We start from the raw sequence: 26,078 nt of genomic DNA on the forward strand, positions 1-26,078 counted from the left end.
CCGCGCACCGCGCCGGACGCGACGTCGTCGTACTCAGCAAATCCGCCGCGGGCTCGGCGGCAACGGCGACGCACTACGCCCAGGGCGGGATCGCGGTGGTGCTGCCGGGCAATGACGATTCGGTGGCGGCCCACGTGGCCGACACCCTGGCCGCCGGTGGCGGTTTGTGCGACCGCGACGCGGTGACCTCGATCGTGGCCGACGGCTATCGCGCGGTCTCCGATCTTGCCGGCGCGGGTGCGGTGTTCGACCAGGGTTCGGATGGGAACTGGGCGCTCACCCGCGAAGGCGGGCACTCCCGGCGCCGCATCATTCATGCCGGCGGCGACGCCACCGGGGCCGAGGTGCAACGTGCCCTGGACCAGGCCGCGGCCTCGCTCGATATTCGCTGCGGTCAGGTGGTGCTGCAGATCCTGCGCGACGCCGACCGCGTCACCGGCGTGCTGGTGGCCAATGCCGACGGAATCGGCGTGATCCACGCCCCGGCGGTGGTGCTGGCCACCGGAGGTCTGGGCCACCTATACCGGGCAACCACCAATCCCGGCGGCGCAACCGGCGACGGGGTGGCCCTGGCGCTCTGGGCCGGCGTCGCGGTAAGCGACCTGGAATTCATCCAATTCCATCCGACGATGCTGTTCTCGGGAGCCGGCAACGGCCGCGCTACCGGTGGGCGCAGGCCGCTGATCACCGAGGCGGTGCGCGGAGAAGGCGCCAAGCTGATCGACGCCCGCGGCGCATCGATCACCGAAGGTGTGCACCCGATGGGAGATCTGGCACCTCGCGACGTGGTGGCGGGGGCGATCGATGCGCGCCTGCGCGAAACCGGCGATGAGTGCGCGTATCTCGACGCGCGGGGGATCGACGGTTTCGCAGAGCGCTTCCCGACCGTCACCGCGGCCTGCCTACAAGCCGGTATCGACCCGGTTCGCCAACCGATTCCGGTGGTTCCGGGCGCGCATTACAGCTGTGGCGGCGTGGTCACCGACGTCACCGGCCGCACCGAGTTGCCCGGCCTGTTCGCCGCGGGCGAGGTGGGCCGAACCGGGATGCACGGCGCCAACCGGTTGGCGTCCAACAGCCTGCTGGAGGGCCTGGTGGTCGGTGACCGCGCGGGCACCGCGGCCGCGGCCCACTCGGCGTCAGTGGGTCGAGCGGACGCCGCGGTACCCGAGCCTGCTCGACGCGCGGCCCTGGACCGGCAGTGCTTGCAGGACGCGATGTCACGCGAGGCGTCGGTGGTCCGCGACGCGCAGGGGCTTGCCCGGCTGCAGGAGCTGCTGGCCGGCGCCGGTGCGCGCCAGGTCGCCGACCGGGCCGGCGTCGAGGACGCCGCACTGACCTTGGCCGCCCGGGTGGTCACGGCGGCGGCGTCGGCCCGCACCGAAAGCCGGGGCTGCCACCATCGCGCTGACTACCCGGCCGCCGATCCCGGGCAGGCCCGCAGTTCCACCATCCGGCTGCGCGACGGGGTTGTCGCGCTCGAGACACCCGCGGGAGTCGCATCGTGATGCTGTCCGAGACCGAACTGGACGAGGCGCGCCAGGTCATCGCCCGCGCGCTGGATGAGGATCTACGCTACGGGCCCGATGTCACCACCGCAGCGACGGTCCCGGCCGGCGTGACGGCCGAAGCGGCCATGGTCACCCGGGTGCCCGGGGTGATCGCCGGGGTCGACCTGGCCCTCCTGGTACTCGACGAGGTCCTCGGAGCCGACGGCTACCGGGTGTTGGACAGGGTCGCCGACGGCGCCCGGCTTCCGGCCGGCGCACCGGTACTGACTCTCAAGGCCGACACCCGAGGCCTGCTGACCGCCGAACGCACCATGCTCAACCTGGTCTGCCATCTGTCCGGGATCGCAACGGCCACCGCGGCCTGGGTCGATGCCATCAACGGAATCGCCGGCACGTCGGCGCGCATCCGCGACACCCGCAAGACGCTGCCCGGCCTGCGGGTGCTGCAGAAATACGCGGTACGCGTCGGCGGTGGGGTGAATCACCGGATGGGTCTGGGCGACGCCGCCCTGATCAAGGACAACCATGTGGCCGCGGCGGGTTCGGTGGCTGCGGCACTGCGGGCGGTCCGGGCGGCAGCGCCCGACGTGCCCTGCGAGGTCGAGGTGGATTCGCTCGAGCAGTTCGACGAGGTGCTCGCCGAGGGGCCCGAGCTGGTGCTGCTGGACAACTTCGAGGTCTGGCAGACCCAGATGGCGGTGCAGCGCCGCGACTCCCGCGCCCCCGGGGTCCTGCTGGAGTCATCCGGTGGGCTCACCCTGGACTGCGCGGGCGCCTACGCCGCCACCGGAGTCGACTACCTGGCCGTGGGAGGCCTCACCCATTCGGTGCAGGTGCTCGACATCGGCCTGGACATGTAGCCGTTTCGACTAGCGTTCCCGAATAGGCAGACCGCAGCGAGGTAGTGAGATGACCCGATACGACGTGATCGGGCAGCGTTACTCCCGGGCGAGGCGACCGGATCCGCGAATTTTCACGGCGATCAACGATGCCGTTGACGAGATGGGTTCAATCGCCAACATCGGTGCCGGTGCCGGCTCGTACGAGCCAGCACAAACGGTGGTCGCCGTCGAACCCAGCCACCTGATGATCAGCCAGCGGCCAGCCCGAGCTGCGCCGGCGGTCCGAGCCGTTGCGGAGCACTTGCCGCTCAGGAGTCACTCGGTCGATGCCGCACTCGCCATCCTGACCATTCACCACTGGAGTGACCTTGGTCGGGGTATCTCCGAGCTGGTCCGGATTGCTCGCCGACGCGTGGTGATCTTCACCTGGGACCACAGCGCCTTCCAGAACTTCTGGCTGCTACGCGACTATCTGCCGGCCGCAGGCGAGACAGATGCGAGGCTTGCGGTCTCCCTCGACCGTCTGCAGTCCCTACTGCCTGCCGAGGCCAGCATCCGCCCGGTTCCAGTCCCACATGACTGCACCGACGGGTTCGGTGGTGCCTACTGGCGTCGACCGGACGCCTATCTTGATCCGGTCGTGCAAGCCGGCATGTCGATGCTGGCCCTGACGTCTAAATCCGCGCTGCGGCCGGGCCTGACGAAACTCCGTCACGATCTGAAGTCCGGGGCGTGGGCGACCCGGCATGAAGATCTCTTGGGCGAGTCGGACCTCGATCTCGGATACCGTCTGGTCGTCACCGATCTGCCCTGATATCGGTGACGAGCACCGCCACCTTGCGGTTCTGTACCCGCAGCAGGAACGGCAGCGAGGCGTCACCCGAGCCGGCCGGCAGGATCCGCGGATTGACCAGGTGCAGTTCACTGCGGGACAGCCGAATATCGGCCTCGCCTGCGGCGATTACGTTCTTGACCCAGTCGGTCTTGCCGTGGCCGAGCGCGATCGCCAGCATGCCGCCCTTGCGGTATGAGGTCACCACCGTCTGGTACGGCTTGCCGGACTTCCGGCCCCGATGAGTGATCACCGACGTGCCCGGAATGTACTTGGACAGCGGCTTGACCACTGGGTTCACGTACTTGATCTGCAGGCGATCCACCCACGCCGGGAATACCGCGGGCAGCGTGGACGGGTCGGCGGCACCCTTGTCGGTGGCCATGGCAACTCCGTTCGTCGGGGGAACGTCACAGTTGCGCACCAGCCTAGCCGCGAGTGCTGGATAGGCGGGTCGTCCGGCGCTGCGAGCGGAAAGTAGGTAGCGCGGCGGACCCCCGGCTACAGCCGTGGGGAGGAAGTCAAATTGACTTGAGGCCCTCTGGGACAATGGACGGCGTGAACACCGGCCTGATGGCACGCATCGACCTGCGCGGCACCGCTGATCTCTCTCGGGCCCGATTGCGCGCCGTCCTGCCCCGCGGCGGGGTGGACGTGGAGGCGGTGCTGCCGCGGGTGCGCCCGATCCTCGAGGCGGGCGAATCGTTCGACCGAGTACGGCCGGACACGATCCGGGTGCCGGCTGCGGCACTGGAACGCGCGCTGGCCGAATTGAACCCCGCCGTACGTGCCGCCCTGGAAGTGGCGATCAGCCGCGCCCGTGCGGTCCACGCCGATCAGCGGCGCACCGACACCACCACCACACTGGCCCCAGGGGCCACCGTCACCGAACGCTGGCTTCCGGTCGAGCGGGTGGGCCTGTATGTGCCGGGCGGCAACGCGGTCTACCCGTCCAGCGTGGTGATGAACGTCGTCCCGGCCCAGATCGCCGGCGTCGAGTCGCTGGTGATCGCCAGCCCGCCCCAGGTCGCCTTTGATGGTCTGCCGCACCCCACCATCCTGGCCGCGGCAAGGTTGCTCGGTGTCGACGAGGTCTGGGCGGTCGGCGGTGCGCAGGCGGTGGCGTTGCTGGCCTACGGCGGCACCGACACCGATGGGGGCGAGCTGGCGCCGGTCGACATGGTCACCGGCCCGGGCAACATCTACGTCACCGCCGCCAAGCGGTTGTGCCGTTCGCAGGTGGGAATCGACGCCGAAGCCGGGCCCACCGAGATCGCCATCCTGGCCGACAACACCGCGCACCCGGCACACCTGGCCGCGGACCTGATCAGTCAGGCCGAGCATGACGAAATGGCCGCCAGCGTGCTGGTCACCACCAGCGCGGAGTTGGCCGATGCCACCGACCGCGAGGTGGTCGCTCAGCTGCAGACCACCGTGCACCGCGAGCGGGTGACCGCGGCGCTGTCGGGACCGCAGTCGGCGATCGTTCTGGTCGACGACCTGGACGCCGGTATCCGGGTGGTCAACGCCTACGCCGCCGAGCACCTCGAGATCCAGACCGCCGACCCCGCCGCCGTGGCGAGCCGAATCCGTTCGGCCGGTGCGATTTTCGTCGGACCGTACGCGCCGGTCAGTCTCGGCGACTACTGCGCCGGCTCCAATCACGTGCTGCCCACCGCGGGCAGTGCGCGGCACTCCAGTGGACTGTCGGTACAGACCTTCCTGCGCGGCATCCACGTCGTCGACTACACCGAGGCCGCACTCAAAGATGTCAGTGGACACGTGATCGCGCTAGCCACCGCCGAAGATCTGCCCGCACACGGTGAAGCGGTACGACGGAGGTTCGAGCAGTGAGCGGCACACCGGCCCGACCGGGCGCGGGGATCACCTTGGCGGATCTGCCGCTGCGCGAGGACCTGCGCGGCAAGTCGCCCTATGGCGCACCGCAACTGGAGGTTCCGGTGCGGCTCAACACCAACGAGAATCCGCACCCGCCGAGCGCTGCGCTCATCGACGATGTGGCGCGCTCGGTGCGCGAGGCCGCGGCTGAGCTGCACCGCTATCCCGATCGCGATGCGGTGGCGCTGCGCACCGACCTGGCCGCCTATCTGACCGCACAGACCGGCATCGAAGTGGGGCCGGACAATGTGTGGGCGGCCAACGGTTCCAACGAGATCCTGCAACAGTTGCTGCAGGCATTCGGCGGCCCGGGCCGCAGCGCCATCGGATTCGTTCCGTCGTACTCGATGCACCCGATCATCTCCGACGGCACCCAGACACGGTGGTTGGCCGCCAACCGGACCTCCGACTTCGGCCTGGACGTCGATGTGGCCGGTGCCGCCATCGCCGAGCACCACCCCGACGTGGTGTTCGTCGCGTCCCCGAACAACCCGTCCGGGCAGAGCATCTCGCTCAACGACCTGCGGAGCCTGCTCGACGCGGCGCCGGGGATCGTGATCGTCGACGAGGCCTACGGCGAATTCTCGTCACAGCCCAGCGCGATCGCGCTGATCGACGACTATCCGGCGAAGCTGATCGTCAGCCGCACCATGAGCAAGGCGTTCGCATTCGCCGGCGGCCGGCTCGGCTACCTGATCGCGGCCCCGGCGGTGATCGACGCGATGCTGCTGGTGCGCCTTCCTTATCACCTGTCGGTGGTCACCCAGGCGGCCGCCCGCGCCGCGCTCCGCCACGCCGACGACACCTTGGGCAGCGTGGCACAGTTGATCGCCGAACGGGACCGAGTCTCAGCCGAGCTGTCCGCCATGGGGTTTCGGGTCATTCCCAGCGACGCCAACTTCGTGCTGTTCGGCCACTTCGCCGACGCGCCCGCAACCTGGCAGCGCTACCTGGACGCCGGCATCCTCATCCGCGACGTCGGCATCCCCGGCTACCTGCGGGCCACCACCGGACTTCCGGAAGAGAACGACGCACTGCTCGCCGCCAGCAAACAGCTTGTGGCCACCGAACTCGCCCAACCGTCTTTAGGAGCATCATGACCCGTCGCGCCCGGGTGGAACGTGCCACCCGCGAATCCGACATCACGGTCGAACTCGACCTGGACGGCACCGGCATCGTTGACATCGACACCGGCGTGCCGTTCTTCGATCACATGCTGACCGCACTGGGCAGTCACGCCAGCTTCGATCTGACGGTGCGCGCCCGCGGTGACGTGGAGATCGAGGCCCACCACACCGTCGAGGACACCGCGATCGTGCTCGGACAGGCGCTGGGCGAGGCGCTCGGCGACAAGAAGGGCATCCGCCGCTTCGGCGATGCGTTCATCCCGATGGACGAGACACTGGCCCACGCTGCCGTCGACGTGTCGGGGCGGCCCTACTGCGTGCACACCGGGGAACCGGATCACATGATGCACACCACGATTGCGGGAACGCAGGCGCCCTATCACACGGTGATCAACCGGCACGTGTTCGAGACGCTGGCGTCGAACGCGCGGATCGCACTGCACGTGCGGGTGCTCTACGGCCGCGATCCGCACCACATCACCGAGGCCCAGTACAAGGCGGTCGCGCGTGCACTGCGCCAGGCCGTGGAGCCCGACCCCCGGGTGACCGGCGTGCCGTCCACCAAGGGAGCCCTGTGAGCAGCTCGCCCAGGGTGGTGGTCCTGGACTACGGTTCCGGGAATCTGCGCTCCGCTCAACGGGCCCTGCAACGGGTCGGCGCCGAGGTCGAGGTGACCGCCGACGCCGATGCCGCCGCCGATGCCGACGGCCTGCTGGTGCCGGGCGTCGGGGCGTACGCGGCGTGCATGGCCGGGCTGCGCAAGGTTAACGGCGACAAGATCATCGCCGAACGAGTACAGGCCGGTCGCCCGGTACTGGGAGTGTGCGTCGGGATGCAGATCCTGTTCGCGCACGGAGTCGAGTTCGGGGTGGACACCACCGGCTGCGGTCAGTGGCCGGGTGCCGTCACCCGGCTGGACGCCCCGGTGATACCCCACATGGGCTGGAACGTCGTCGACGCCGCGCCCGGCAGCACCCTGTTCGCCGGTCTGGACGCCGACACCCGGTTCTACTTCGTGCACTCCTATGCCGCGCAGCGGTGGGAGGGGCGTCCGGAGGCTTTGGTGACCTGGGCGACCCATCAGGTACCGTTCCTGGCGGCTGTCGAGGATGGGCCGTTGGCCGCCACCCAGTTTCACCCCGAAAAGAGTGGGGATGCCGGGGCGACACTGTTGAGCAACTGGGTGGAGGCACTGTGAGTACTGCTGTGAACAAGGCACTGGTTCTGTTGCCGGCCGTCGATGTGGTCGACGGCCGTGCGGTACGGCTGGTGCAGGGCAAGGCCGGCAGCGAGACCGAATACGGTTCGGCGCTGGACGCCGCATTGGGCTGGCAGCGCGACGGCGCGGAATGGATCCACCTGGTCGATCTGGATGCCGCGTTCGGGCGCGGATCGAACCGCGAGCTGCTTGCTGATGTTGTTGGGCGCCTGGACGTAAAGGTCGAACTGTCCGGTGGCATCCGCGACGACGAGACGCTGGCGGCGGCGCTGGCCACCGGCTGCGCCCGGGTGAACCTGGGCACCGCGGCCTTGGAGAACCCGCAGTGGTGCGCGCGGGCGATCGCCGAGCACGGCGAGAAGGTCGCGGTCGGGCTGGACGTGCAGATCGACCCCAATCACCCCGACGGCATCCACCGTCTGCGGGGCCGCGGTTGGGAGACTGACGGTGGTGACCTGTGGCCGGTGCTGGAACGTCTTGACCGAGAAGGCTGTTCACGCTACGTGGTCACCGACGTGACCAAGGACGGCACGCTGGGCGGCCCCAACCTGGAGCTGCTCGGCGCAGTCGCTGACCGCACCGACGCTCCGGTGATCGCTTCCGGGGGAGTGTCGAGCCTGGATGACCTGCGGGCGATCGCCACACTGGTCGGCCGCGGCGTCGAGGGCGCCATCGTCGGCAAGGCCCTCTACGCAGGCCGCTTCACTCTGCCCGAGGCGCTGTCCACGGTGCAGGAGTAGGCCGACATGGCGCTGGACACCGCGGATCTGGACGCGCTGGTCGCAGCGGCGTCGGAGATCCTCGATGTCGCCGCCGAGCCTTTCCTCGCCGGCCACCGCGCCGACTCGGCAGTTCGCAAGGGCGCCAACGACTTCGCCACCGAAGTCGACCTGGCCTTGGAACGGCAGATCACCGAGGCATTGGTAACGGCAACCGGAATCGCGGTGCACGGCGAGGAATTCGGCGGGCCGCCGATCGATTCGCCGCTGGTGTGGGTGCTCGATCCCATCGACGGGACTTTCAACTACGCCGCCGGATCACCGATGTCCGCGATCTTGCTGGGACTGCTGCGCGACGGTGAGCCGGTCGCGGGACTGACCTGGCTGCCGTTCGCCGACCAGCGCTACACCGCGGTCGCCGGCGGACCGCTGATCCGCAACGGGGTGGCGCAGCCGCAACTGAAACCCGTCGACTTGGCCGACTCGTTGGTCGGCATCGGCACCTTCAACGTGGAGTGGCGGGGCCGGTTCCCCGGCCGCTACCGGCTCGCTGTGCTCGAAGGCCTGACCCGGGTGACCTCACGGACGCGGATGCACGGCGCCACCGGAATCGATCTGGCCTACGTCGCCGATGGAACCCTCGGCGGTGCGATCAGTTTCGGCGACCACATCTGGGACCACGCGGCCGGTGTGGCCATGGTGCGGGCGGCCGGCGGCATCGTCACCGACCTGGCCGGCGCACCGTGGACGGCCCACTCGGACTCGGCGCTGGTCGCAGCACCGGGCGTACACGATCAGATTCTCGACATCCTCAAGCGAGTCGGCGCACCGGGGGACTACTGACATGCAGAAACGCAGTGATGTGGCGGTACGGGTCATTCCGTGTCTGGACGTCGACGGCGGCCGAGTCGTCAAGGGCGTCAACTTCGCGAACCTGCGTGATGCCGGCGACCCGGTCGAGCTGGCCGCCGCTTATGACGCCGAGGGCGCCGACGAGCTGACCTTTCTCGACGTGACGGCGTCGTCGTCGGGCCGGGCCACCATGCTCGAGGTCGTCGCGCGCACCGCCGATCAGGTGTTCATCCCGCTCACTGTCGGCGGCGGAGTGCGCACCGTTGCCGACGTCGACGTGTTGCTGCGGGCCGGCGCGGACAAGGTGTCGGTGAACACCGCGGCGATCGCCCGCCCGGAACTGTTGGCGGAGCTATCGCGCCAATTCGGCTCCCAGTGCATCGTGTTGTCGGTCGACGCCCGTACCGTCCCGGCCGGCTCGCCGCCCACCGCCTCGGGATGGGAAGTGACCACCCACGGCGGCCGGCGGGGCACCGGTATCGACGCGGTCGAATGGGCCATCCGCGGTGTGGAGCTCGGCGTGGGGGAGATCCTGCTGAACTCGATGGATGCCGACGGCACCAAGGCCGGATTCGATCTGTCGATGCTGCGCGCAGTTCGGGCCGCGGTGAGCGTGCCGGTGATCGCCAGTGGCGGAGCCGGTACTGCCGAGCACTTCGCCCCGGCGGTCGCCGCGGGCGCCGATGCGGTCCTGGCCGCCAGCGTGTTTCACTTCCGGGAACTGACCATCGGCCAGGTCAAGGCCGCGATGGCCGCCGAGGGGATCGTGGTTCGATGACGACAAACCAGCTGGATCCGGCGATCGCGGCCCGGCTCAAGCGCAACGCCGAGGGGCTGATTTCCGCGGTGGTACAGGAGCGGGGCAGCGGCGACGTGCTGATGGTTGCCTGGATGGACGACGACGCCCTGGCCCGCACCCTGGCAACCCGTGAAGCGACGTATTTTTCGCGATCGCGCAATGAACAGTGGATTAAGGGCGCGACCTCCGGCCACACCCAGTATGTGCATTCGATACGGCTGGACTGCGACGGCGACACGGTGCTGCTGACGGTCGATCAGACCGGCGGTGCCTGCCATACCGGTGATCACAGCTGTTTCGACGCGGACGTGTTGCTCGGTCCCGCAGATTGATTCGCTGATAGCGGCGGAGCGGTATGCTGGCCGATTGTGAACTCCGACGAGCCTGATGACTGGTACCAGTTGGAGCACGAACAGCGCCCCAGGGGTTTGGAGTTGGAGCGCCTGTCGCTCCAGATTGACTCACACTATGCGCAAGGCACCGTCAGCGACATCGAGGCGCACATGCCCCGTGACGGATCACGGATTGTCGCGCTGACAAACCAGCTAAGTGAATCGCAAGCAAATCTGGAGTCCGCATCGGCAAAGTTCAATGAGTTGGCTTCCGCGATTCCGGGCGACATTGTCGATCTAAGTGACCGACTGTCCGGAATCCTCAACGGAGCGGTTGCAGAAGCAGACGGTATTCGCGCGGAGGCGCAGCAGTTCGCGGACGAACTGCGCGCCGCTGCCGAGAACGAGGCCGCGGCGATTCTCGCTGACGCCGAGGCGCAGCGCCGGGAGGCGGCTGAGTTGCGGGCCGAGCTGGAAACTCAGCACAAGCACCTGCGGGCGCAAGCCTCACATCTGCGACGACAGGCTGTGTTGAGTGCGGCCGAGATCATGAAGGAAGCCGAGAGTCACGCCTCGGCGATCTTGACCGAGATGAACCAGGCGATCACCAGCCACGTGGCCGACGCGCAACGACGCTTGGCCGAACTCATCGATGCGCGGGCGAAAATCGTCGGCCAGATAGAGCGCTCAACCGGTCAAGTTAATCGCGCGAGTCAAGTTAACGCCGGAACTCACGGGAATGCTTCGGTTCACGCGGATCGCGAATCTGCTTTGTCTGCCAGAGAAACCTGGTTCCGCGAAAATCGCCCACACTGAAACGCTGCGCGGTTATTTGATTCATCGGTGACACGACCACCCACGTCTGCTACGATTCGTCGCGCGGCGGCTTTCGTGCAATAGCCGACTTGCTTTCATCAGCGATTTTGTTCGGCCAGAAGCCGGGTAGCGCCCGGCAGACGACCAGGTCTTGTCGGGAGAAGGGGTCAGTCGCCGATGCTGAATATTCCTGAATTCGAAACTCAGCTTCGCGGTTTCGATCGCGATGACGTCGCTGATTACCTCGGGCGCCTCCACCATAAAGTCGAAATTCTGCGCGACCGCACTAAATCCCTCGATATGGCCAGGGGTCAGGCTCGGTCCGACTGCGAACGACTCACCGCCGAGGTCATGCGGCTGCAGAATGAGCTCGCGCAGCGGACCGCTGACGCCGAAGCAAAGCGTCGGGAACTCATCGCCGAAATGACGCAGTTGCACAACCAGTTCGAACAGATCACCGCGCCGGTCGACACCGTTGAAGGGATGTCCGATCGCATCGCTCGGATGATGCGTATCGCATCCGAGGAGGCTCGGCGCACCAAGGAACTGGCCCACCATGAGGCCGAATCGCTGAGCGGGGACCTGCGCAAGCAGTTGATGGCCGCCAGATCCGACCGGGCGGCCGCCGCCGCGGAGCTGGCCGAATTGCAGGCCTCCGCGAACGCGCGCCGGACAAAAATCCTGGAGATCGCGACGGCACAGGCCCAAGAGATTCTCCGGCTGGCGCACGAGGAACGCGACCGCATCATCGAGGAGACCGAAGAGGCCGAGCGCACCCGCCGCGCGGTCTACGAGCGTCTGGCCGAAGAGGAAGAACGCCATCGCCTGGCAGCGCACGAGACGCTCGACGAGCAATTGAAGCTGGCCTGGGAGGAAGACGAGCGTCACCGCGCTGAGGCGCAACGTCGACTGGACCAGCAGTTGAAAGCGGCGTGGGAGCACACCGAGGCCGCCATCGCCAAGCTTGACACGGAGGCGCATTGGGAAGCCACGACACTGGTTGCCGCCGCTCAGCACGAGGTCAAAGTGATCAGCGAACATGCTCAAGCAGAAGTGGATCTGCTGAACCAGGAGCGCACCGAACTGGTCGCCGACCTCAAACTGATCAAGAACTGGATCAATACCCGTTAGGCGACCCGTGACGCTGCCATAGCGTGGGCAACCGCCAATCCGTTCGGCCGGCAAATGAGTCCTCGTTTCGCGAAGATCGTCCGGCTAAGGAGCTTTTGGCCACTGCGAGGCCGATGACATGCACTTGGAGGTCTGATACGCTCCGTCGATGGCGACTGGAGCCAGCGTGCCCATTTGGCCTCGCGCACAAGCTAACTCGGGTGAACGCTGGTTGCCCATCGCACCGAAGACCGAACCTGTCAGGTGCTTAGGAGTACGCCGGTGGCACTAGAGATTCCCGAATTCGAAACGCAGATGCGCGGTTTCGATCGCAATGAGGTCTCCGACTACATCGCACGTCTGCACCACGAAATCGATATTCTGCAGGACCGCAGCAAATCCCTCGAAGCGACCAAGTCGCAGACGCTCATTGACCGCGAACAGCTCGTCGCCGAGGTCACCCGGCTGCAGAACGACGTGGTGCGGATGACCGCCGAAGCGGATTCGGAGCGCCAACGTCTCACCGCCGAGCTGGCCCAACTGCGCTCGCAGTTCGAGCAGGTCACCGGGCCGGTGGACTCCGTCGAGGGCATGTCCGACCGGATTGCACGGATGATGCGCATTGCCTCCGAGGAGGCTCGGCGCACCAAAGAACTGGCCCGCCAGGACGCCGAGGCGCTGACCGGAGAACTACGCGAGCAGTTGGAAGCCGCCAAACACGACCGGGCCGCCGCCAGTGAGGCGCTCGCCGAGTTCCAGGCGTCCACCAACGCCCGCCGGACGAAGATCCTCGAGGCCGCGACCCAGGAGGCCGAGCAGATTCTGCAAATCGCGCACGAGGAGCGCAGCCGGATCGCCCGGGAGATCGAGGAGGCCGAACGCAGCCGGCGCGAGTTGTACCAGCGCCTGGCCGAAGAGGACGAACGCAATCGCCGGGCGGCCCAGGAATCCCTCGACGAACAGATCAAACTGGCCTGGGAAGAGGACGAACGCAATCGCCGGGAGGCCCAGCACCGCCTGGACGAGAAGATGAAGGCGGCGTGGGAGCAGGCCGAGGCCAACATCGCCAAGCTCGACAAGGAGGCCCGCCTGGAGGCCTCCTCATTGATCGCCGGCACCAAGCGCGAAGCCAAGGTGATCACCGAGCGCACACTGGCCGAAGTGGATCTGCTGAAGCGTGAGCGTGCCGGGATCGTCACCCACCTCAGCGAGATCAGGAACTGGATCGACACCACCGTCGGCGAGAACCGCCAAATCCCCGATCTGCCCGACGCGCCCGCCGCTGAGGTCGCCGAAGTGCCCCCAGCGGAGCAGGACGCCGGTTAGGACCTCTTACCGCTAGGCCGACGAGCGCGCCCGCAACACCTCCAGCGCCTTGTCGGCGTGGGTGTCCATCGAGAATTCGCTGGCGATCACGTCCAACACGGTGCGGTCGGTGTCGATGACGAACGTGGTGCGTTTCACCGGGATGAGCTTGCCCAGCATGCCGCGCTTAACGCCGAACTGGCTGGCCACCGCGCCGTCGGTGTCGGACAGCAGGGGGTAGTCGAAGCCCTGCTCGTCGGCGAACTTGGCCTGCTTGGCCACCGCATCGGCGCTGATGCCGACCCGGGTAGCCCCGACGGCGGCAAACTCGCCGGCCAGATCGCGGAAGTGACAGGCTTCCTTAGTACACCCCGGCGTCATGGCAGCCGGGTAGAAGAACAGCACCACCGGCCCGTCGGCCAGCAAGTCGCTTAGTTTGCGCCGCGCCCCGGTCTGGTCGGGGAGTTCGAAGTCGGCCACGGTGTCACCGGTTTTCATGGCGGCCACGCTACCCCGGGTGCAAGTGCGGCGGCGGCGATAGTGGTGGGCCCGCCCGGCTCCGCCGCGCTTGCGATCGCCGGGGTCTGGGAAGATGGGCGCGTGCAAATCACGAGCACTTCTAGCGCCGGTGTCACATCCCGGGCAGACTTCCGGGCACTGGCGGCCGAGCACCGCGTGGTCCCGGTAACCCGCAAGGTGCTGGCGGATGCCGAAACGCCGCTGTCGGCATACCGCAAGCTCGCCGCCAACCGCCCCGGCACCTTCCTGCTGGAGTCGGCCGAAAACGGTCGGTCGTGGTCGCGGTGGTCATTCATCGGAGCAGGCACGACCTCGGCGCTGACAGTGCGGAACGGCGAAGCGGTGTGGCTGGGCGCTGCACCGCAGGATGCACCCACCGGCGGTGACCCGTTGCAGGCTCTGCGCCAGACGCTGACGTTGCTGGAGACGGCCGCCATCCCCGGGCTGCCACCGCTGTCGAGCGGCCTGGTGGGATTCTTCACCTACGACCTGGTGCGCCGCCTGGAGCGGCTGCCCGAGCTGGCCGTCGACGATTTGCAGCTGCCCGACATGCTGCTGCTGCTGGCCAGCGACATGGCCGCCGTCGACCACCACGAGGGCACCATCACGCTGATCGCCAACGCGGTGAACTGGAACGGCACCGACGAGCGCGTTGACGAGGCTTACGACGACGCAATCGCCCGCCTCGATGTGATGGCCGCGGCACTGAGTCAGCCGCTGGAATCCAGTGTCGCCACTTTCGACCGGCCCGACCCGGTCTACCGCAGTCAGCGCACACCCGAGGAGTACGGGGCGATCGTCGAGCGACTGGTCGGCGAGATCGAGGCCGGCGAGGCGTTTCAGGTGGTTCCCTCGCAGCGTTTCGAGATGACCACGCCGGCGGACCCCATCGATGTCTACCGGATGCTGCGGGTGTCCAACCCGAGCCCGTACATGTACCTGCTGCAGGTGCCCGACGACGGCGGGGGCCTGGCCTTTTCTATCGTGGGCTCCAGCCCTGAGGCGCTGGTGACCGTGCAAGATGGCCGCGCGACCACTCACCCGATCGCCGGAACCCGGTGGCGCGGGGCGACCGAGGACGAAGACCAGCTGCTGGCCAAGGATCTGTTGAACGACGACAAGGAACTCGCCGAGCACCTGATGCTGGTCGACCTGGGCCGCAACGACCTGGGCCGGGTGTGTGTTCCCGGAACCGTGCGGGTCTCCGACTACAGCCATATCGAGCGCTACAGCCACGTCATGCACCTGGTGTCCACCGTCACCGGCGAGCTCGCCCAGGACCGGACCGCGCTGGACGCGGTGACGGCGTGCTTCCCGGCAGGCACCCTGTCCGGGGCACCCAAAGTGCGCGCGATGGAGCTGATCGAGGAGGTCGAGAAGACCCGGCGCGGGCTCTATGGCGGCGTCGTCGGCTACCTGGATTTTGCCGGCAACGCCGACTTCGCCATCGCGATCCGCACGGCCCTGATGCGCGATGGCAGCGCCTATGTCCAGGCCGGTGGCGGAGTGGTCGCCGACTCCAACGGCCCCTACGAATACACCGAGGCCTCCAACAAGGCCCGGGCTGTGCTGGCCGCGATCGCCGCCGCCGAGACCTTGGCGGTGCCCGGGACCGATGGCTGACGGTCGCGAACGCAACGACACCCGCGCGCTACGCGGGGCGCAACTGCTGCTGGTAGCGGCCGCCGGGGGTCTCTGGGGCGCCGCACGGCTGCCGTGGGTGCTGATCCGCTCGTTCGACGGGCTCGGCCAGCCCAAGCAGATCACCCTCACCGGAGCGTCCTGGTCGACAGCGCTGTTGCCCCTGGCGCTGCTGTGCCTGGCCGCCGCGGTTGCCGCGATGGCGGTGCGCGGGTGGCAGCTGCGGGTGCTGGCGGTGGTGCTGGCCGGGGTGAGCCTGGCGTGCGGCTATCTCGCTACCAGCATGTGGGCGGCCCGCGACATCACCCTGCGGGCCCTGGATATCGCGGAGATTCCGTTGACCTCGCTGCTGGGCACCGAACGCCGTCTCACCGGCGCCGTGTTGAGCCTGGTCGCCGCCCTGGGCGTGCTGGTCGCGGCGGTGCTGTTGATGCGCGTTGCCGCACACAGCGCCGGCCGGGTGACCAAGTATTCGGCACCTGCGGAGCGCCGCGCGGCGGCGCGTGATGTCGAGGCAGGCAAGCGCGCCGACCCGGACGGACCGCGGGTGTCGGAACGCATGATGTGGGACGCGCTCGACGAGGGGCGTGACCCCACCGGGGATGCAGATGATGGCGCGTCGGACCCGGACGGCTAGGTGTTCTTGACGGGCCGGTGACACCGCGGACTGCGACGGTCGTTACCCTTCGATAAAGGTCTTCGACGAAGGTCCACCGGACGCGGGAGAGGAAGCGGCAGTCATGACTTCGGCATCCGTTCTCGACTCCATCATTGAGGGAGTCTGCGCCGACCTTGCTGCCCGAGAGGCCCTCGTCCCGCTCGCGGAAGTCAAGGCAGCGGCCGAAGCCATGCCTGCGCCACGCGACGTGATGGCGGCGTTGCGGGAGCCCGGCATCGCGGTCATCGCTGAGGTGAAGCGCGCCAGCCCGTCCAAGGGCCAACTGGCGCCCATCGCCGACCCGGCGGAGCTGGCCAGCTCCTACGCCGACGGCGGGGCCCGGGCGATCAGCGTGCTGACCGAGCAGCGCCGCTTCAACGGCTCGCTGGCCGACCTGGACGCGGTGCGTGCCGCGGTGTCGGTTCCGGTGCTGCGCAAGGACTTCATCGTGCGGCCGTACCAGATTCACGAGGCCCGCGCTCACGGCGCAGACATGTTGCTGCTGATCGTGGCGGCGCTCGAGCAACAGGCACTGGAGTCCATGCTGGACCGCACCGAGTCGCTCGGTATGACCGCACTGGTCGAGGTGCACACCGAAGAAGAGGCCGACCGTGCATTGACTGCCGGCGCCAAGGTGATCGGTGTCAATGCACGGGACCTGACCACGTTGGAGGTCGACCGCGACTGCTTCGCGCGGATCGCGCCCGGACTGCCCACCGAGGTGGTCAAGATCGCCGAGTCTGGGGTGCGGGGCACCGCGGACCTGCTGGCCTACGCAGGTGCCGGCGCGGACGCTGTCCTGGTCGGCGAGGGACTCGTCACCAGTGGCGACCCGCGGGCGGCCGTTGCCGATTTGGTCAGTGCGGGTAAGCATCCGTCCTGCCCGAAGTCGGCCCGCTAAATGTCAGACACCTCGAACCCGAACCTTCCGCGTGCCAGTGCCGGAGTGGCTGAACCGACCGCGCATGATCCCGATGCCCGCGGGCACTTCGGTGTCTACGGAGGTCGCTACGTCGCCGAAGCGCTGATGGCGGTCATCGAAGAAGTCACCGCCGCCTACGACAAAGTGCGCAACGACCCTGAGTTCCTGGACACTCTGGACGACCTGCAGACGCACTACACCGGCCGGCCCTCACCGCTGTATGAGGCGGAGCGCCTGACCGCGCACGCCGGCGGCGCTCGCATCTTCTTGAAGCGAGAGGACCTGAACCACACCGGTTCTCACAAGATCAACAACGTGCTCGGCCAGGCACTATTGGCGCGACACATGGGCAAGACCCGGGTGATCGCCGAGACCGGCGCGGGCCAACACGGGGTCGCCACCGCCACGGCCTGTGCCTTGCTCGGCCTGGAATGCGTGATCTACATGGGTGCTGTCGACACTCGCCGTCAGGCCCTGAATGTGGCCCGGATGCGGCTGCTGGGCGCCGAGGTGATCTCGGTCGAATCCGGTTCGCAGACCCTCAAGGACGCCATCAACGAGGCCTTCCGCGACTGGGTTACCAATGCCGATCGGACCTATTACTGCTTCGGCACGGCGGCCGGGCCCCACCCGTTCCCGACCATGGTGCGCGACTTCCAGCGGGTGGTCGGTTTGGAGACGCGCGTTCAGATCCAACAGATGGCGGGCCGCCTGCCCGACGCCGTGGTGGCGTGTGTGGGCGGCGGGTCGAACGCTATTGGTATCTTTCACGCGTTCCTCGACGATCCCGCGGTCCGGCTGATCGGGTTCGAGGCTGGCGGCGACGGCGTCGACACCGGCCGGCACGCCGCGACATTCGCCGGTGGATCCCCGGGTGCTTTCCAGGGCTCGTTCTCCTATCTGCTGCAGGACGACGACGGTCAGACCATCGAGTCGCACTCGATCTCGGCCGGGTTGGATTACCCGGGGGTGGGTCCGGAGCACGCCTGGCTGCGTGAGACGGGGCGCGCCGAGTATCGGCCGATCACCGACACCGAGGCGATGGACGCGTTCGGAATCCTCTGCCGCACTGAGGGAATCATTCCGGCAATCGAATCGGCACACGCGGTGGCCGGCGCGCTCAAGCTGGCGACCGAGCTGGGGCCCGGCAAGGTCATCGTGGTCAACGTGTCCGGCCGGGGCGACAAGGACGTGGAGACCGCGGCCAAGTGGTTCGGCCTGTTCGACGAGGCGGGAGGCGCGTCGTGAGCGACCACGCCGGCGATCGGCTGGCCCCGATGTTCGCCGCGTGCCGAGCCGAGGGCCGCGCAGCGCTGATCGGCTATCTGCCGACCGGGTACCCCGACGTGCCGGGCTCGATTGCCGCGTTGACCGCCCTGGTCGAATCCGGTTGTGACCTCATCGAAGTCGGCGTGCCCTATTCCGATCCGGGAATGGATGGCCCGACGATCGCACGCGCCACCGAGACCGCGCTGCAGGGCGGGGTGCGGGTGCGCGACACCCTGACCGCGGTCGAGGCCATCACCAAGGCCGGCGGACGTGCCGTGGTGATGACCTACTGGAACCCGGTGCTGCGCTACGGCGTCGACGCGTTCGCTCGCGACCTGGCCTCGGCCGGCGGGCTGGGTCTGATCACCCCGGATCTGATCGTCGACGAAGCAGATGACTGGATGGTCGCGTCCGAACAGCACGTGCTGGATCGGATCTTCCTGGTGGCGCCGTCCTCGACGCCGCAGCGACTGACCGAGACCGTCAAAGCGACCCGCGGGTTCGTCTACGCCGCCTCCACGATGGGCGTGACCGGCGCCCGCAACACCGTGTCGAACGCCGCGCCGGAGCTGGTGGCCAGGGTGCGCGAGGTCTCCGACATTCCCGTCGGCGTGGGGCTGGGCGTGCGCTCGGGCGCTCAAGCCGCCGAGATCGGTGCCTATACCGACGGCGTCATCGTCGGTTCGGCGCTGGTCACCGCGCTCGCCGATGGCCTGGGCGAACTTCGGGCGTTGACGCAAGAGCTTGCTTCCGGTGTGCGTCTAAAGGTTTCAACGCAATGACGCTAGATTGGCTCACTTACTTTCCCAGCCCTGCCCGCGGTGTCTGGCACCTGGGACCGGTGCCGATCCGGGCTTACGCGCTGTGCATCATCATCGGCATCGTCGTCGCCCTGCTGCTCGGTGATCGCCGGTGGCGGGCCCGTGGCGGCGAGCCGGGCGTCATCTATGACATCGCGCTGTGGGCGGTGCCGTTCGGGCTGATCGGCGGTCGCCTGTACCACTTGATGACCGACTGGCGGACCTACTTCGGTGAGGGCGGCGTCGGATGGGAAGCGACGCCGCGGATCTGGGACGGCGGTCTGGGGATCTGGGGCGCGGTGGCGCTCGGGGGAGTCGGTGCGTGGATCGGCTGCCGTCGCCGCGGGATCCCTCTGCCGGCGTTCGGCGACGCCGTCGCGCCCGGGATCGTGTTGGCTCAGGCGATCGGGCGGATCGGAAACTACTTCAATCAGGAGCTCTACGGGCGGGAGACCACGCTGCCGTGGGGTCTGGAGATCTTCTGGCGCGAAGACGCCGCCGGGGTCCGCGATCCGCACCTGCTCGACGGCGTGTCGACCGGCGAGCTCTACAAGATCGTTCAACCGACGTTCTTGTACGAATTGTTGTGGAACCTCGTGGTGTTCCTCGTGCTGATCTACGCCGACCGACGGTTCCGGATGGGCCACGGGCGGTTGTTCGCGCTCTATGTCGCCGGCTACTGCATCGGCCGGTTCGGTATTGAGCTGCTCCGTGACGATGCGGCGACCCACATCGCCGGAATCCGGGTCAACTCGTTCACGTCGACGTTCGTTTTCATCGGCGCGGTGGTGTACATCCTGCTGGCGGCCAAGGGGCGGGAAGATCGAAGCCGAGTCGGACGAAGAGCATCAAGAGTCCGACGACAAAGAGCTGGTCGCAGCCGGGGTCGCCAACGGGGTCGGCTCCGTGGTCCGGGTGCCGAAAAGACTTACCGGCGAAGCCGAATCGGCAGAGGCCGACACCGACGACGACGAGGCCGACTCGGACGACGAGGACGGCGGCGATGCTGAGGGTTCCGAGGAGCCAGAGGTAGCCCAGCAGGCCGTACCCGAGGAGTCCGCCGAGGCCGCAGCCGAACCCGAAGCGGAAGCGGCGACGGACGGCGACGAAGACGAAGCGGTTGCTCCCGAGGCGGACGGCGACGTTACGGCCGCGGACGACTCGGACACCGACGACTCAGATGACTCAGATGACTCAGATGACTCAGACGAGGCTGACCCAGCCGATTCGGAAGATTCGGACGAAGCCGACGAGTCAGCAAAACCGCACGACACGGACGAGACTGACAGCACTGACAGCACTGACAGCGGGCCAGAGTAGCCCTATTCGCCGAAGTCGAAAGTCACTGCCGCACTGTTGCAGCTGGGGTGTCATCGACGCGATCTGGATGCTGAGTGGGCGAGTGCATGACACGCAAGGTCGCCCGCCGCACCCGTGCGTCACACGGTTTTTCGTTGACGGCAACCGTTCCTGAGGGAGTCGGCTCAGCCGGCCCGACTATGCTGGCGCCGTGAATAGACGCGGAAAGATCGTCTGCACTCTTGGTCCCGTGACTCACTCTGCGGAGATGGTCCGGGCATTGGTCGACGCAGGCATGGACGTGGCCCGCCTGAACTTCAGCCACGGCGAGCACAAGGACCACCAGGCGTCCTATGAGTGGGTGCGGGCCGCCTCGGATGCGACCGGCAGGGCGGTCGGTGTGCTGGCCGACCTGCAGGGCCCCAAGATCCGATTGGGACGTTTCGCCGACGGACCCGTTTACTGGGCCAACGGCGAGACGGTGCGGATCACCGTCTCTGACTGCCCCGGCGACCACGACCGAGTGTCGACCACTTACAAGCAGCTGGCCGCCGATGCGGCCCCGGGCGACCGGGTGCTGGTCGACGACGGCAAGGTCGGCCTGGTGGTGGAGCACATCGACGGTGACGATGTGGTCTGCACGGTCACCGAGGGTGGTCCGGTCAGCAATCACAAGGGTATTTCGCTGCCGGGCATGAACGTCTCCGCGCCGGCGCTGTCGGAGAAGGACATCGAGGACCTGGAGTTCGCGCTCAAGCTCGGCGTCGACATCGTGGCGCTGTCGTTCGTGCGCTCGCCGTCGGACGTGGAACTGGTGCACGAGGTGATGGACCGGGTCGGCCGTCGCGTGCCGGTGATCGCCAAGATGGAGAAGCCGGAGGCCATTGAGAATCTCGAGGCCGTGGTCTTGGCGTTCGATGCGGTCATGGTGGCCCGCGGTGACCTGGGTGTGGAGCTGGCGCTCGAAGAGGTGCCGCTGGTGCAGAAGCGTGTTATCCAGGTGGCACGCGAGAACGCACGTCCGGTGATCGTGGCGACCCAGATGCTGGAGTCGATGATCGAGAACTTCCGGCCCACCCGGGCCGAAGCGTCCGACGTGGCCAACGCGGTGCTCGACGGCGCCGACGCGGTGATGCTGTCCGGGGAGACCGCGGTGGGCAAGCACGCTCTCGACGCCGTGCGGACCATGAGCCGGATCATCTGCGCGGTGGAGCAGAACTCCACGGCGGCACCGCCGTTGACGCACGTGCCGCGTACCAAGCGGGGCGTGATCTCGTTCGCGGCACGCGAGATCGGTGAACGCCTGGATGCCAAGGCATTGGTGGCGTTCACCCAGTCGGGTGACACCGTGCGTCGGTTGGCCCGGTTGCACACTCCGCTGCCGTTGTTGGCTTTCACCGCGCTACCGGAGATCCGCAGCCAGTTGGCGATGACCTGGGGGACCGAGACTTTCATCGTTCCGCAGGCACACACCACCGACGGGATGATCCGCCAGGTGGACAAGGCGCTGCTCGATCTGGGTCGTTACGAGCGCGGTGATCTGATGGTGATCGTCGCGGGCGCTCCGCCGGGAACCGAGGGCTCGACCAACATGATCCACGTGCACCGACTCGGGGAGGACGACATCTAGTGCCGGCCGAGCCGAACACGGATCTCGAGGAGCTGCTGGCGGTACTGGATCTCACGAGTGCCGACGACGACGTCTTTATCGGATCGCACCCGAGCAAGACACCGTTGCGCACCTTCGGCGGCCAGCTGATGGCGCAGTCGTTCGTCGCCGCCAGCCGTACTGTGGCCGCGCACCTGCCGCCCGGGGCGCTGTCGGTCCACTTCATCAACGGTGGTGATCCGGCCCGCGACATCGAATTCCGGGTGCACCGGCTGCGCGACGAACGCCGGTTCGCCAACCGCCGGGTCGACGCGCTGCAGGGTGACACCTTGATCGCTACGTCGATGGTCTCCTACCTCTCCGGGGGGAGCGGGCTGGAGCACAGCATCGCGGCGCCCACGGTCGCCGAGCCCGAGTCGCTGCCTAGGCTGCGCGAACTGCTCAACGGTTACGAGGAAGTCGTCCCGGGCTTCGTCAAGGCGCCGCACCCGATCGAGTGGCGCTACACCAACGACCCGGCCTGGGTAATGCGCGACAAAGGTGGCCAACTGGGTCACAACCGGGTCTGGGTCAAGGCCGACGGGACGATCCCCGAGGACCCCGTGCTGCACACCGCGATGATGGTCTATTCGTCGGACACCACGGTGCTCGACTCGATCATCACCACTCATGGGTTGTCCTGGGGCTTCGACCGGATCTTCGCGGCCAGCGCCAACCACACGCTGTGGTTTCACCGGCCGATTCGGTTCGACGACTGGGTGTTGTATGCGACGTCGTCACCGGTGGCGGCGGATTCCCGCGGGTTGGGCACCGGACATTTCTTCGACCGATCCGGGCAACTGCTGGCCACCGTCACGCAAGAAGGCGTGCTGAAGTACTTCCCGAACTCTAAAAAGCGCTAGACCGCTAGGACTCTGCTGAATTAGTGGCCTGAGGGGCGAGGTGCCTCGTGGCGCTGATTTGAAGTCAGGCCCTGGGGCCGACGGGCGAGGTCATTCCGGCGTGGTGATCGTGACACTGGGCGGGGTTGAGGGCAACAGCCTTGCGCCGCTGGATCAGGCCAGCGTCCAGGCGGTGCCGGTATGGGTCAGGCCCATGGTGATCAGTCGGCGCAGGTTCAGCCCTGCGACGCGGTGATGCAGCCAAGCGTCGTTCTTGGCGATTCCGCGGTAGGGCACTCGCCGGTTCCCGCGGGTGAGCCAGGCGATGGTGCGTTCGACCATCGGCCTATGCCGGCGATAGGTGGCCTGAAAGTCACTATCGGCGGCGCGTTTACGGTGTTCACGCTGGAGCAGATCGTGCTTGTGCAGCTCGATGGTGCGGCCCTTCTTGGCGGTGGTGCATCGCGCCCGCAGCGGGCATTGCGCACATGCGATCCCGAAAACGGCCTTGCGGCTCTTGGTGATTCGCTTGGCTACCCCTGCCGGGCAGGTCAACGTCGCGGCATATGGATCGTGGGTGAAGTCGTCGATGGTGAAACCGCCCTCGACTGCGGGCTTGACCGGCCAGGGTTTGACCAGCGGCGTCCACTGCTTGTGATCCAGCGTGTGCAGCATGTCACCGGTGGCGTAGGCGGAATCACCCAGTACCTCGACGTCTTGACCCGTGGCGATGGTCGGGTCAGCGGTCACCAACTGCGCGCCCACGTTCGCATCGGAGTTATCCGGACCGTTCGTTTTCGTCAACCGCACGGTCGTGGTCAGACCGGTGTCGGGCTCGACCACGACATGGGCCTTGAACCCCTCCTGGCGGCGGTGCTGAGTCTTGTGCGCATGGCGGGTATCGGGGTCGACGGTCGAGATCATCCGATCCGGCGCGGTGCGCCGCGCGATCCGCCACCGCCCGTCGGTCCCGTCAGAACCCTCGGCGGGCTCAACGTCCTGGCCTGCGACCAAGGCAAGCAACGCGACCGCTTCGGCGGGCTTACCGCCCTGCTCCGCGATCGTCTCGACATCGAGGGCCCCCAACAGCGCCAAAGCGTCGTTGACCAGTGCGGTGACCAATTCCTCCCGCGCGGCGTGGTCATCCCAGGCGATCCGCGGCTTGCCCGTCGCGGTGTAGTCCTGCCCGGTCAACGCCGCAAGCCGTGTGCACTGCGCGGTAACCACCGCGTTGCCACCGGGCACGTCGCGGCCGACCCGACGGATCACCGCGATCAACTGAGTCACGGTGTCCTGGCGGGCGACCGCGTCATCGAGGATCGTCGAATCCAGTGCCCTCCGCGCCCGGCCAGCCAACACCCCGGTCTGGGTGATGACCTCACGAACCGCATCGAAAATCCGTTGCGGCCTATCGCTGGCCGCCAGCCGGCGCCGCCAATAGGTCAGCGTCGTCGGGTGAAACCCAGCAGCGTCGATCGCGAACCCACACGCCGCCTTCCACCGCAGGTCGAACATCACCGCCTCGGCAGCCTCACGATCCGAGAGCCCATGCAAGGTCTGCAACACGATCACCGAGGCGACCACCTCAGGCGGGACGGACGGCCGTCCACGACCCGACGGGAACAGATCAGAGAACATCTCCGCCGGGAACAACCGGGTCCGATGTTCGGCCAAGAACGCAAACACCGTCCCAGCCGGGAGCAGATGCCCCACTACCGATTCCACATCCAACAGATCTCGCTGACGATCAGCCTCACCCTGCACCCACCAAGAATCCCAGGCACCACCAACCACACCACGAAGCCACGCGGGATTATTCAGCAGAGTCCTAGGCCGGCATCAGCGCGGAGTCCGATTCCTCCTGCACCATGGGCGCGTCGGCACCGCTGCCGAAGGTGTTCTCGAAGTGTTCACGGAACCGTTCGGTGCACTGCTGCTGGGCGTCGGTGTCCGAACCAGCCTTTGACATGCACGCCACGTAGTCGCCGGCGCCGGCGGTCCGCCAGATGCCGACGTAGACGAAGATGCAACCGATGCCGGCGATCACCGCCAGCGCACCCAAGACGATCCCGGCGAGCGCGACGCCGCCGTTGTCGGCCTCCCCGCGTTTGGCGCGGCCCCGGCCGATGATGCCGAGCACCACCGCTGCCAGGCCTAATCCGACTCCACCGATCACCGACAGTGCGGTCACAATACCGGCGATGGCGACCACCAGGGCGGCGATGCCGGCACCGTTCTTGAGTACCGGGGGCGCCGCCGGTGGCGGGTAACCCGGGTACTGCCCGGGCGCCGGATACGGGTATGGGTAGTTCGGCGGCGGGGGATAGCTGGGACCGGGTGACGGCCAGGATTGCTGAGACTCAGGCGATAACGAGGGCATGCCGGACTCGGGCATTGAGCAGACTCCAGATCAGAGCTTCAGGCAGGTGTCAAAATAGGTCAGACCCCAAGGGTACCCGCGACTGGGCAAACTGGCCGCGGGCTGCGCTGCCGCTACCCGGCCGACAGCGCAGTGGTGACTTTGTGGGATGCGCTCCGAATCTTGAGCGAGGTGACGATCTCGACGATGCCGATGACGATCAGCCAGCTGCCGACGACCAACGCCAGCACCCACAGCGACTCGAACGGTGACGCCAGGGTCACCAGACCGGCCAGCAGGCTGACCACGCCCATGAAGATCTGCCAACCCCGGCCCGGCATTGCCGGGTCGCTGATGGCCGCCACGGTGGTCGCCACTCCGCGGAAGATGAAGCCGACCGCGACCCAGATGGCCAGCAGCAGCACCGCCAGGGCTTCTTCGTCGGAGTTGAAGTGCCGGAAACACAGGACGGCCAGAATCACGGACGCGGTACCGCTGAGGAACAGCAACACCCGGCCGCCGGCGGACATGACGGGCAGGCTGAAGGCGAAGATCAACTGCGCGATTCCGGTGACCACCAGGTAGACACCGAACAGCACCGCAGCGGCAATGATGGACCGGCCCGGCCAGACCAGGACCAGCACGCCCAAAACGAGGGCCAAGACACCAGAAACCAGTGTCGACTTCCACAAATTTGGCAGCAGGCTCGAAACCGATGTTTCCATGGCCGAAGTCTGGCACAGAAACCGCGTTCCGGC

Annotated in this window: 27 protein-coding genes and 1 pseudogene; 22 read left to right on the plus strand and 6 right to left on the minus strand. The window is 67.4% G+C overall.

Annotated elements, in window-relative coordinates; translation table 11 throughout:
- The 3 genes from BN4346_RS37305 to BN4346_RS37315 form a co-directional block, all read left to right on the plus strand.
- On the plus strand, nt 1-1,508 hold a 1,508-nt coding region (locus BN4346_RS37305; protein ID WP_067973394.1), incomplete at its 5' end, for an L-aspartate oxidase.
- Entirely contained in the window at nt 1,508-2,371 is an 864-nt protein-coding gene (gene nadC, locus BN4346_RS37310) for a carboxylating nicotinate-nucleotide diphosphorylase (RefSeq protein WP_067973406.1), read from the plus strand. The genes BN4346_RS37305 and nadC, both read left to right, overlap by 1 nt.
- A gap of 49 nt (nt 2,372-2,420) precedes the next feature.
- Nucleotides 2,421-3,167 (plus strand): class I SAM-dependent methyltransferase, encoded by a 747-nt coding sequence (locus BN4346_RS37315; RefSeq protein WP_067973408.1) that lies wholly within the window; start codon nt 2,421-2,423, stop codon nt 3,165-3,167.
- On the opposite strand, the gene BN4346_RS37320 is transcribed toward BN4346_RS37315, so the two are convergent.
- Nucleotides 3,151-3,570, minus strand: coding sequence for a nitroreductase family deazaflavin-dependent oxidoreductase (locus BN4346_RS37320; RefSeq protein WP_067973410.1), 420 nt, complete (start codon nt 3,568-3,570; stop codon nt 3,151-3,153). The two genes, BN4346_RS37315 and BN4346_RS37320, sit on opposite strands and share 17 nt — an antisense overlap.
- 164 nt (nt 3,571-3,734) lie before the next feature.
- On the opposite strand from BN4346_RS37320, the gene hisD reads away from it, so the two are divergent.
- Genes hisD through BN4346_RS37365 form a run of 9 tightly spaced genes read left to right on the plus strand, consistent with a single transcriptional unit; the run spans nt 3,735 to nt 10,948 of the window.
- Nucleotides 3,735-5,039, plus strand: a complete 1,305-nt coding sequence (hisD, locus tag BN4346_RS37325; protein ID WP_067973411.1) for a histidinol dehydrogenase — start codon at nt 3,735-3,737, stop codon at nt 5,037-5,039.
- Between the two features lie 29 nt (nt 5,040-5,068).
- Complete coding sequence (locus tag BN4346_RS37330) at nt 5,069-6,184, plus strand: histidinol-phosphate transaminase (protein WP_407695142.1); 1,116 nt, start codon at nt 5,069-5,071, stop codon at nt 6,182-6,184.
- A complete protein-coding gene (gene hisB, locus BN4346_RS37335; RefSeq protein ID WP_067973421.1) occupies nt 6,181-6,789 on the plus strand; it encodes an imidazoleglycerol-phosphate dehydratase HisB in 609 nt (202 codons plus the stop codon). Before BN4346_RS37330 ends, hisB begins: the two co-directional genes overlap by 4 nt.
- A complete protein-coding gene (gene hisH / locus BN4346_RS37340; protein WP_067973423.1) occupies nt 6,786-7,409 on the plus strand; it encodes an imidazole glycerol phosphate synthase subunit HisH in 624 nt (207 codons plus the stop codon). Before hisB ends, hisH begins: the two co-directional genes overlap by 4 nt.
- 20 nt (nt 7,410-7,429) lie before the next feature.
- Nucleotides 7,430-8,170, plus strand: coding sequence for a bifunctional 1-(5-phosphoribosyl)-5-((5-phosphoribosylamino)methylideneamino)imidazole-4-carboxamide isomerase/phosphoribosylanthranilate isomerase PriA (priA, locus tag BN4346_RS37345; protein ID WP_078058688.1), 741 nt, complete (start codon nt 7,430-7,432; stop codon nt 8,168-8,170).
- 6 nt (nt 8,171-8,176) lie between these two features.
- Nucleotides 8,177-8,992, plus strand: a complete 816-nt coding sequence (locus BN4346_RS37350; protein WP_067973425.1) for an inositol monophosphatase family protein — start codon at nt 8,177-8,179, stop codon at nt 8,990-8,992.
- A 1-nt stretch (nt 8,993) separates the two neighbouring features.
- On the plus strand, nt 8,994-9,779 hold the full coding sequence (hisF, locus tag BN4346_RS37355) for an imidazole glycerol phosphate synthase subunit HisF (protein WP_067973427.1): 786 nt from the start codon (nt 8,994-8,996) through the stop codon (nt 9,777-9,779).
- Nucleotides 9,776-10,132, plus strand: a complete 357-nt coding sequence (gene hisI, locus BN4346_RS37360; protein ID WP_067973428.1) for a phosphoribosyl-AMP cyclohydrolase — start codon at nt 9,776-9,778, stop codon at nt 10,130-10,132. The genes hisF and hisI overlap by 4 nt, the downstream gene beginning before the upstream one ends.
- Nucleotides 10,133-10,168: 36 nt before the next feature.
- Entirely contained in the window at nt 10,169-10,948 is a 780-nt protein-coding gene (locus BN4346_RS37365; protein WP_067973430.1) for a M protein, read from the plus strand.
- Nucleotides 10,949-10,969: 21 nt separating this feature from the next.
- On the opposite strand, the gene BN4346_RS49065 is transcribed toward BN4346_RS37365, so the two are convergent.
- Nucleotides 10,970-11,386 (minus strand): hypothetical protein, encoded by a 417-nt coding sequence (locus BN4346_RS49065; protein ID WP_235653643.1) that lies wholly within the window; start codon nt 11,384-11,386, stop codon nt 10,970-10,972.
- Here BN4346_RS49065 and BN4346_RS37370 point away from each other — a divergent pair.
- Together BN4346_RS37370 and BN4346_RS37375 are read left to right on the plus strand one after the other, a co-directional pair.
- Nucleotides 11,372-12,079, plus strand: a complete 708-nt coding sequence (locus BN4346_RS37370; protein WP_235653644.1) for a hypothetical protein — start codon at nt 11,372-11,374, stop codon at nt 12,077-12,079. The genes BN4346_RS49065 and BN4346_RS37370 overlap by 15 nt on opposite strands.
- A gap of 261 nt (nt 12,080-12,340) precedes the next feature.
- Nucleotides 12,341-13,384: a coiled-coil domain-containing protein gene (locus tag BN4346_RS37375; RefSeq protein WP_067973436.1), complete on the plus strand. Its 1,044-nt coding sequence runs from the start codon at nt 12,341-12,343 to the stop codon at nt 13,382-13,384.
- Between the two features lie 12 nt (nt 13,385-13,396).
- On the opposite strand, the gene BN4346_RS37380 is transcribed toward BN4346_RS37375, so the two are convergent.
- On the minus strand, nt 13,397-13,861 hold the full coding sequence (locus tag BN4346_RS37380; protein ID WP_067973624.1) for a peroxiredoxin: 465 nt from the start codon (nt 13,859-13,861) through the stop codon (nt 13,397-13,399).
- A 102-nt stretch (nt 13,862-13,963) separates the two neighbouring features.
- Here BN4346_RS37380 and BN4346_RS37385 point away from each other — a divergent pair, with 102 nt between their 5' ends.
- The 8 genes and pseudogenes from BN4346_RS37385 to BN4346_RS37420 all read left to right on the plus strand — a co-directional run bounded on the left by BN4346_RS37385 (nt 13,964) and on the right by BN4346_RS37420 (nt 22,982).
- Nucleotides 13,964-15,505: an anthranilate synthase component I gene (locus BN4346_RS37385; RefSeq protein ID WP_208863245.1), complete on the plus strand. Its 1,542-nt coding sequence runs from the start codon at nt 13,964-13,966 to the stop codon at nt 15,503-15,505.
- Nucleotides 15,498-16,160 (plus strand): TIGR02234 family membrane protein, encoded by a 663-nt coding sequence (locus BN4346_RS37390; protein ID WP_067973438.1) that lies wholly within the window; start codon nt 15,498-15,500, stop codon nt 16,158-16,160. Before BN4346_RS37385 ends, BN4346_RS37390 begins: the two co-directional genes overlap by 8 nt.
- A gap of 103 nt (nt 16,161-16,263) precedes the next feature.
- Nucleotides 16,264-17,082, plus strand: coding sequence for an indole-3-glycerol phosphate synthase TrpC (trpC, locus tag BN4346_RS37395; RefSeq protein ID WP_067973441.1), 819 nt, complete (start codon nt 16,264-16,266; stop codon nt 17,080-17,082).
- Entirely contained in the window at nt 17,083-18,351 is a 1,269-nt protein-coding gene (gene trpB / locus BN4346_RS37400) for a tryptophan synthase subunit beta (protein WP_067973442.1), read from the plus strand. It begins immediately after the preceding gene.
- Nucleotides 18,352-18,380: 29 nt separating this feature from the next.
- Nucleotides 18,381-19,154 (plus strand): tryptophan synthase subunit alpha, encoded by a 774-nt coding sequence (trpA, locus tag BN4346_RS37405; protein ID WP_067973632.1) that lies wholly within the window; start codon nt 18,381-18,383, stop codon nt 19,152-19,154.
- Nucleotides 19,151-20,492, plus strand: a pseudogene (gene lgt / locus BN4346_RS49950) (prolipoprotein diacylglyceryl transferase). Before trpA ends, lgt begins: the two are co-directional and overlap by 4 nt.
- 190 nt (nt 20,493-20,682) lie before the next feature.
- Nucleotides 20,683-22,101, plus strand: a complete 1,419-nt coding sequence (gene pyk / locus BN4346_RS37415) for a pyruvate kinase (protein WP_067973453.1) — start codon at nt 20,683-20,685, stop codon at nt 22,099-22,101.
- Nucleotides 22,101-22,982, plus strand: coding sequence for an acyl-CoA thioesterase II (locus BN4346_RS37420; RefSeq protein ID WP_067973456.1), 882 nt, complete (start codon nt 22,101-22,103; stop codon nt 22,980-22,982). Before pyk ends, BN4346_RS37420 begins: the two co-directional genes overlap by 1 nt.
- A 153-nt stretch (nt 22,983-23,135) precedes the next feature.
- On the opposite strand, the gene BN4346_RS37425 is transcribed toward BN4346_RS37420, so the two are convergent.
- The 3 genes from BN4346_RS37425 to BN4346_RS37435 all read right to left on the minus strand — a co-directional run bounded on the left by BN4346_RS37425 (nt 23,136) and on the right by BN4346_RS37435 (nt 26,063).
- Nucleotides 23,136-24,725 (minus strand): IS1182 family transposase, encoded by a 1,590-nt coding sequence (locus BN4346_RS37425; protein ID WP_067973461.1) that lies wholly within the window; start codon nt 24,723-24,725, stop codon nt 23,136-23,138.
- Nucleotides 24,726-24,789: 64 nt separating this feature from the next.
- A complete protein-coding gene (locus tag BN4346_RS37430) occupies nt 24,790-25,356 on the minus strand; it encodes a DUF4190 domain-containing protein (RefSeq protein ID WP_067973463.1) in 567 nt (188 codons plus the stop codon).
- A 98-nt stretch (nt 25,357-25,454) separates the two neighbouring features.
- Nucleotides 25,455-26,063 (minus strand): HdeD family acid-resistance protein, encoded by a 609-nt coding sequence (locus BN4346_RS37435; RefSeq protein ID WP_078058675.1) that lies wholly within the window; start codon nt 26,061-26,063, stop codon nt 25,455-25,457.
- Nucleotides 26,064-26,078: the final 15 nt, after the last annotated feature.

Source organism: Mycolicibacter icosiumassiliensis, from assembly GCF_900078685.2.
Lineage (GTDB): Bacteria > Actinomycetota > Actinomycetes > Mycobacteriales > Mycobacteriaceae > Mycobacterium > Mycobacterium icosiumassiliensis.

What these genes read in the sequence shown, in the direction of transcription:
- BN4346_RS37380 (WP_067973624.1), bottom strand. Translation starts at nt 13,861, where the DNA reads ATGAAAACCGGTGACACCGTGGCCGACTTCGAACTCCCCGACCAGACC.
- nadC (WP_067973406.1), top strand. Translation starts at nt 1,508, where the DNA reads ATGCTGTCCGAGACCGAACTGGACGAGGCGCGCCAGGTCATCGCCCGC.
- BN4346_RS37315 (WP_067973408.1), top strand. Translation starts at nt 2,421, where the DNA reads ATGACCCGATACGACGTGATCGGGCAGCGTTACTCCCGGGCGAGGCGA.
- hisB (WP_067973421.1), top strand. Translation starts at nt 6,181, where the DNA reads ATGACCCGTCGCGCCCGGGTGGAACGTGCCACCCGCGAATCCGACATC.
- BN4346_RS37390 (WP_067973438.1), top strand. Translation starts at nt 15,498, where the DNA reads ATGGCTGACGGTCGCGAACGCAACGACACCCGCGCGCTACGCGGGGCG.
- BN4346_RS37320 (WP_067973410.1), bottom strand. Translation starts at nt 3,570, where the DNA reads ATGGCCACCGACAAGGGTGCCGCCGACCCGTCCACGCTGCCCGCGGTA.
- BN4346_RS37350 (WP_067973425.1), top strand. Translation starts at nt 8,177, where the DNA reads ATGGCGCTGGACACCGCGGATCTGGACGCGCTGGTCGCAGCGGCGTCG.
- hisI (WP_067973428.1), top strand. Translation starts at nt 9,776, where the DNA reads ATGACGACAAACCAGCTGGATCCGGCGATCGCGGCCCGGCTCAAGCGC.
- trpC (WP_067973441.1), top strand. Translation starts at nt 16,264, where the DNA reads ATGACTTCGGCATCCGTTCTCGACTCCATCATTGAGGGAGTCTGCGCC.
- trpA (WP_067973632.1), top strand. Translation starts at nt 18,381, where the DNA reads ATGTTCGCCGCGTGCCGAGCCGAGGGCCGCGCAGCGCTGATCGGCTAT.
- BN4346_RS37430 (WP_067973463.1), bottom strand. Translation starts at nt 25,356, where the DNA reads ATGCCCGAGTCCGGCATGCCCTCGTTATCGCCTGAGTCTCAGCAATCC.
- BN4346_RS37370 (WP_235653644.1), top strand. Translation starts at nt 11,372, where the DNA reads ATGACGCAGTTGCACAACCAGTTCGAACAGATCACCGCGCCGGTCGAC.
- hisD (WP_067973411.1), top strand. Translation starts at nt 3,735, where the DNA reads ATGGACGGCGTGAACACCGGCCTGATGGCACGCATCGACCTGCGCGGC.
- hisF (WP_067973427.1), top strand. Translation starts at nt 8,994, where the DNA reads ATGCAGAAACGCAGTGATGTGGCGGTACGGGTCATTCCGTGTCTGGAC.
- trpB (WP_067973442.1), top strand. Translation starts at nt 17,083, where the DNA reads ATGTCAGACACCTCGAACCCGAACCTTCCGCGTGCCAGTGCCGGAGTG.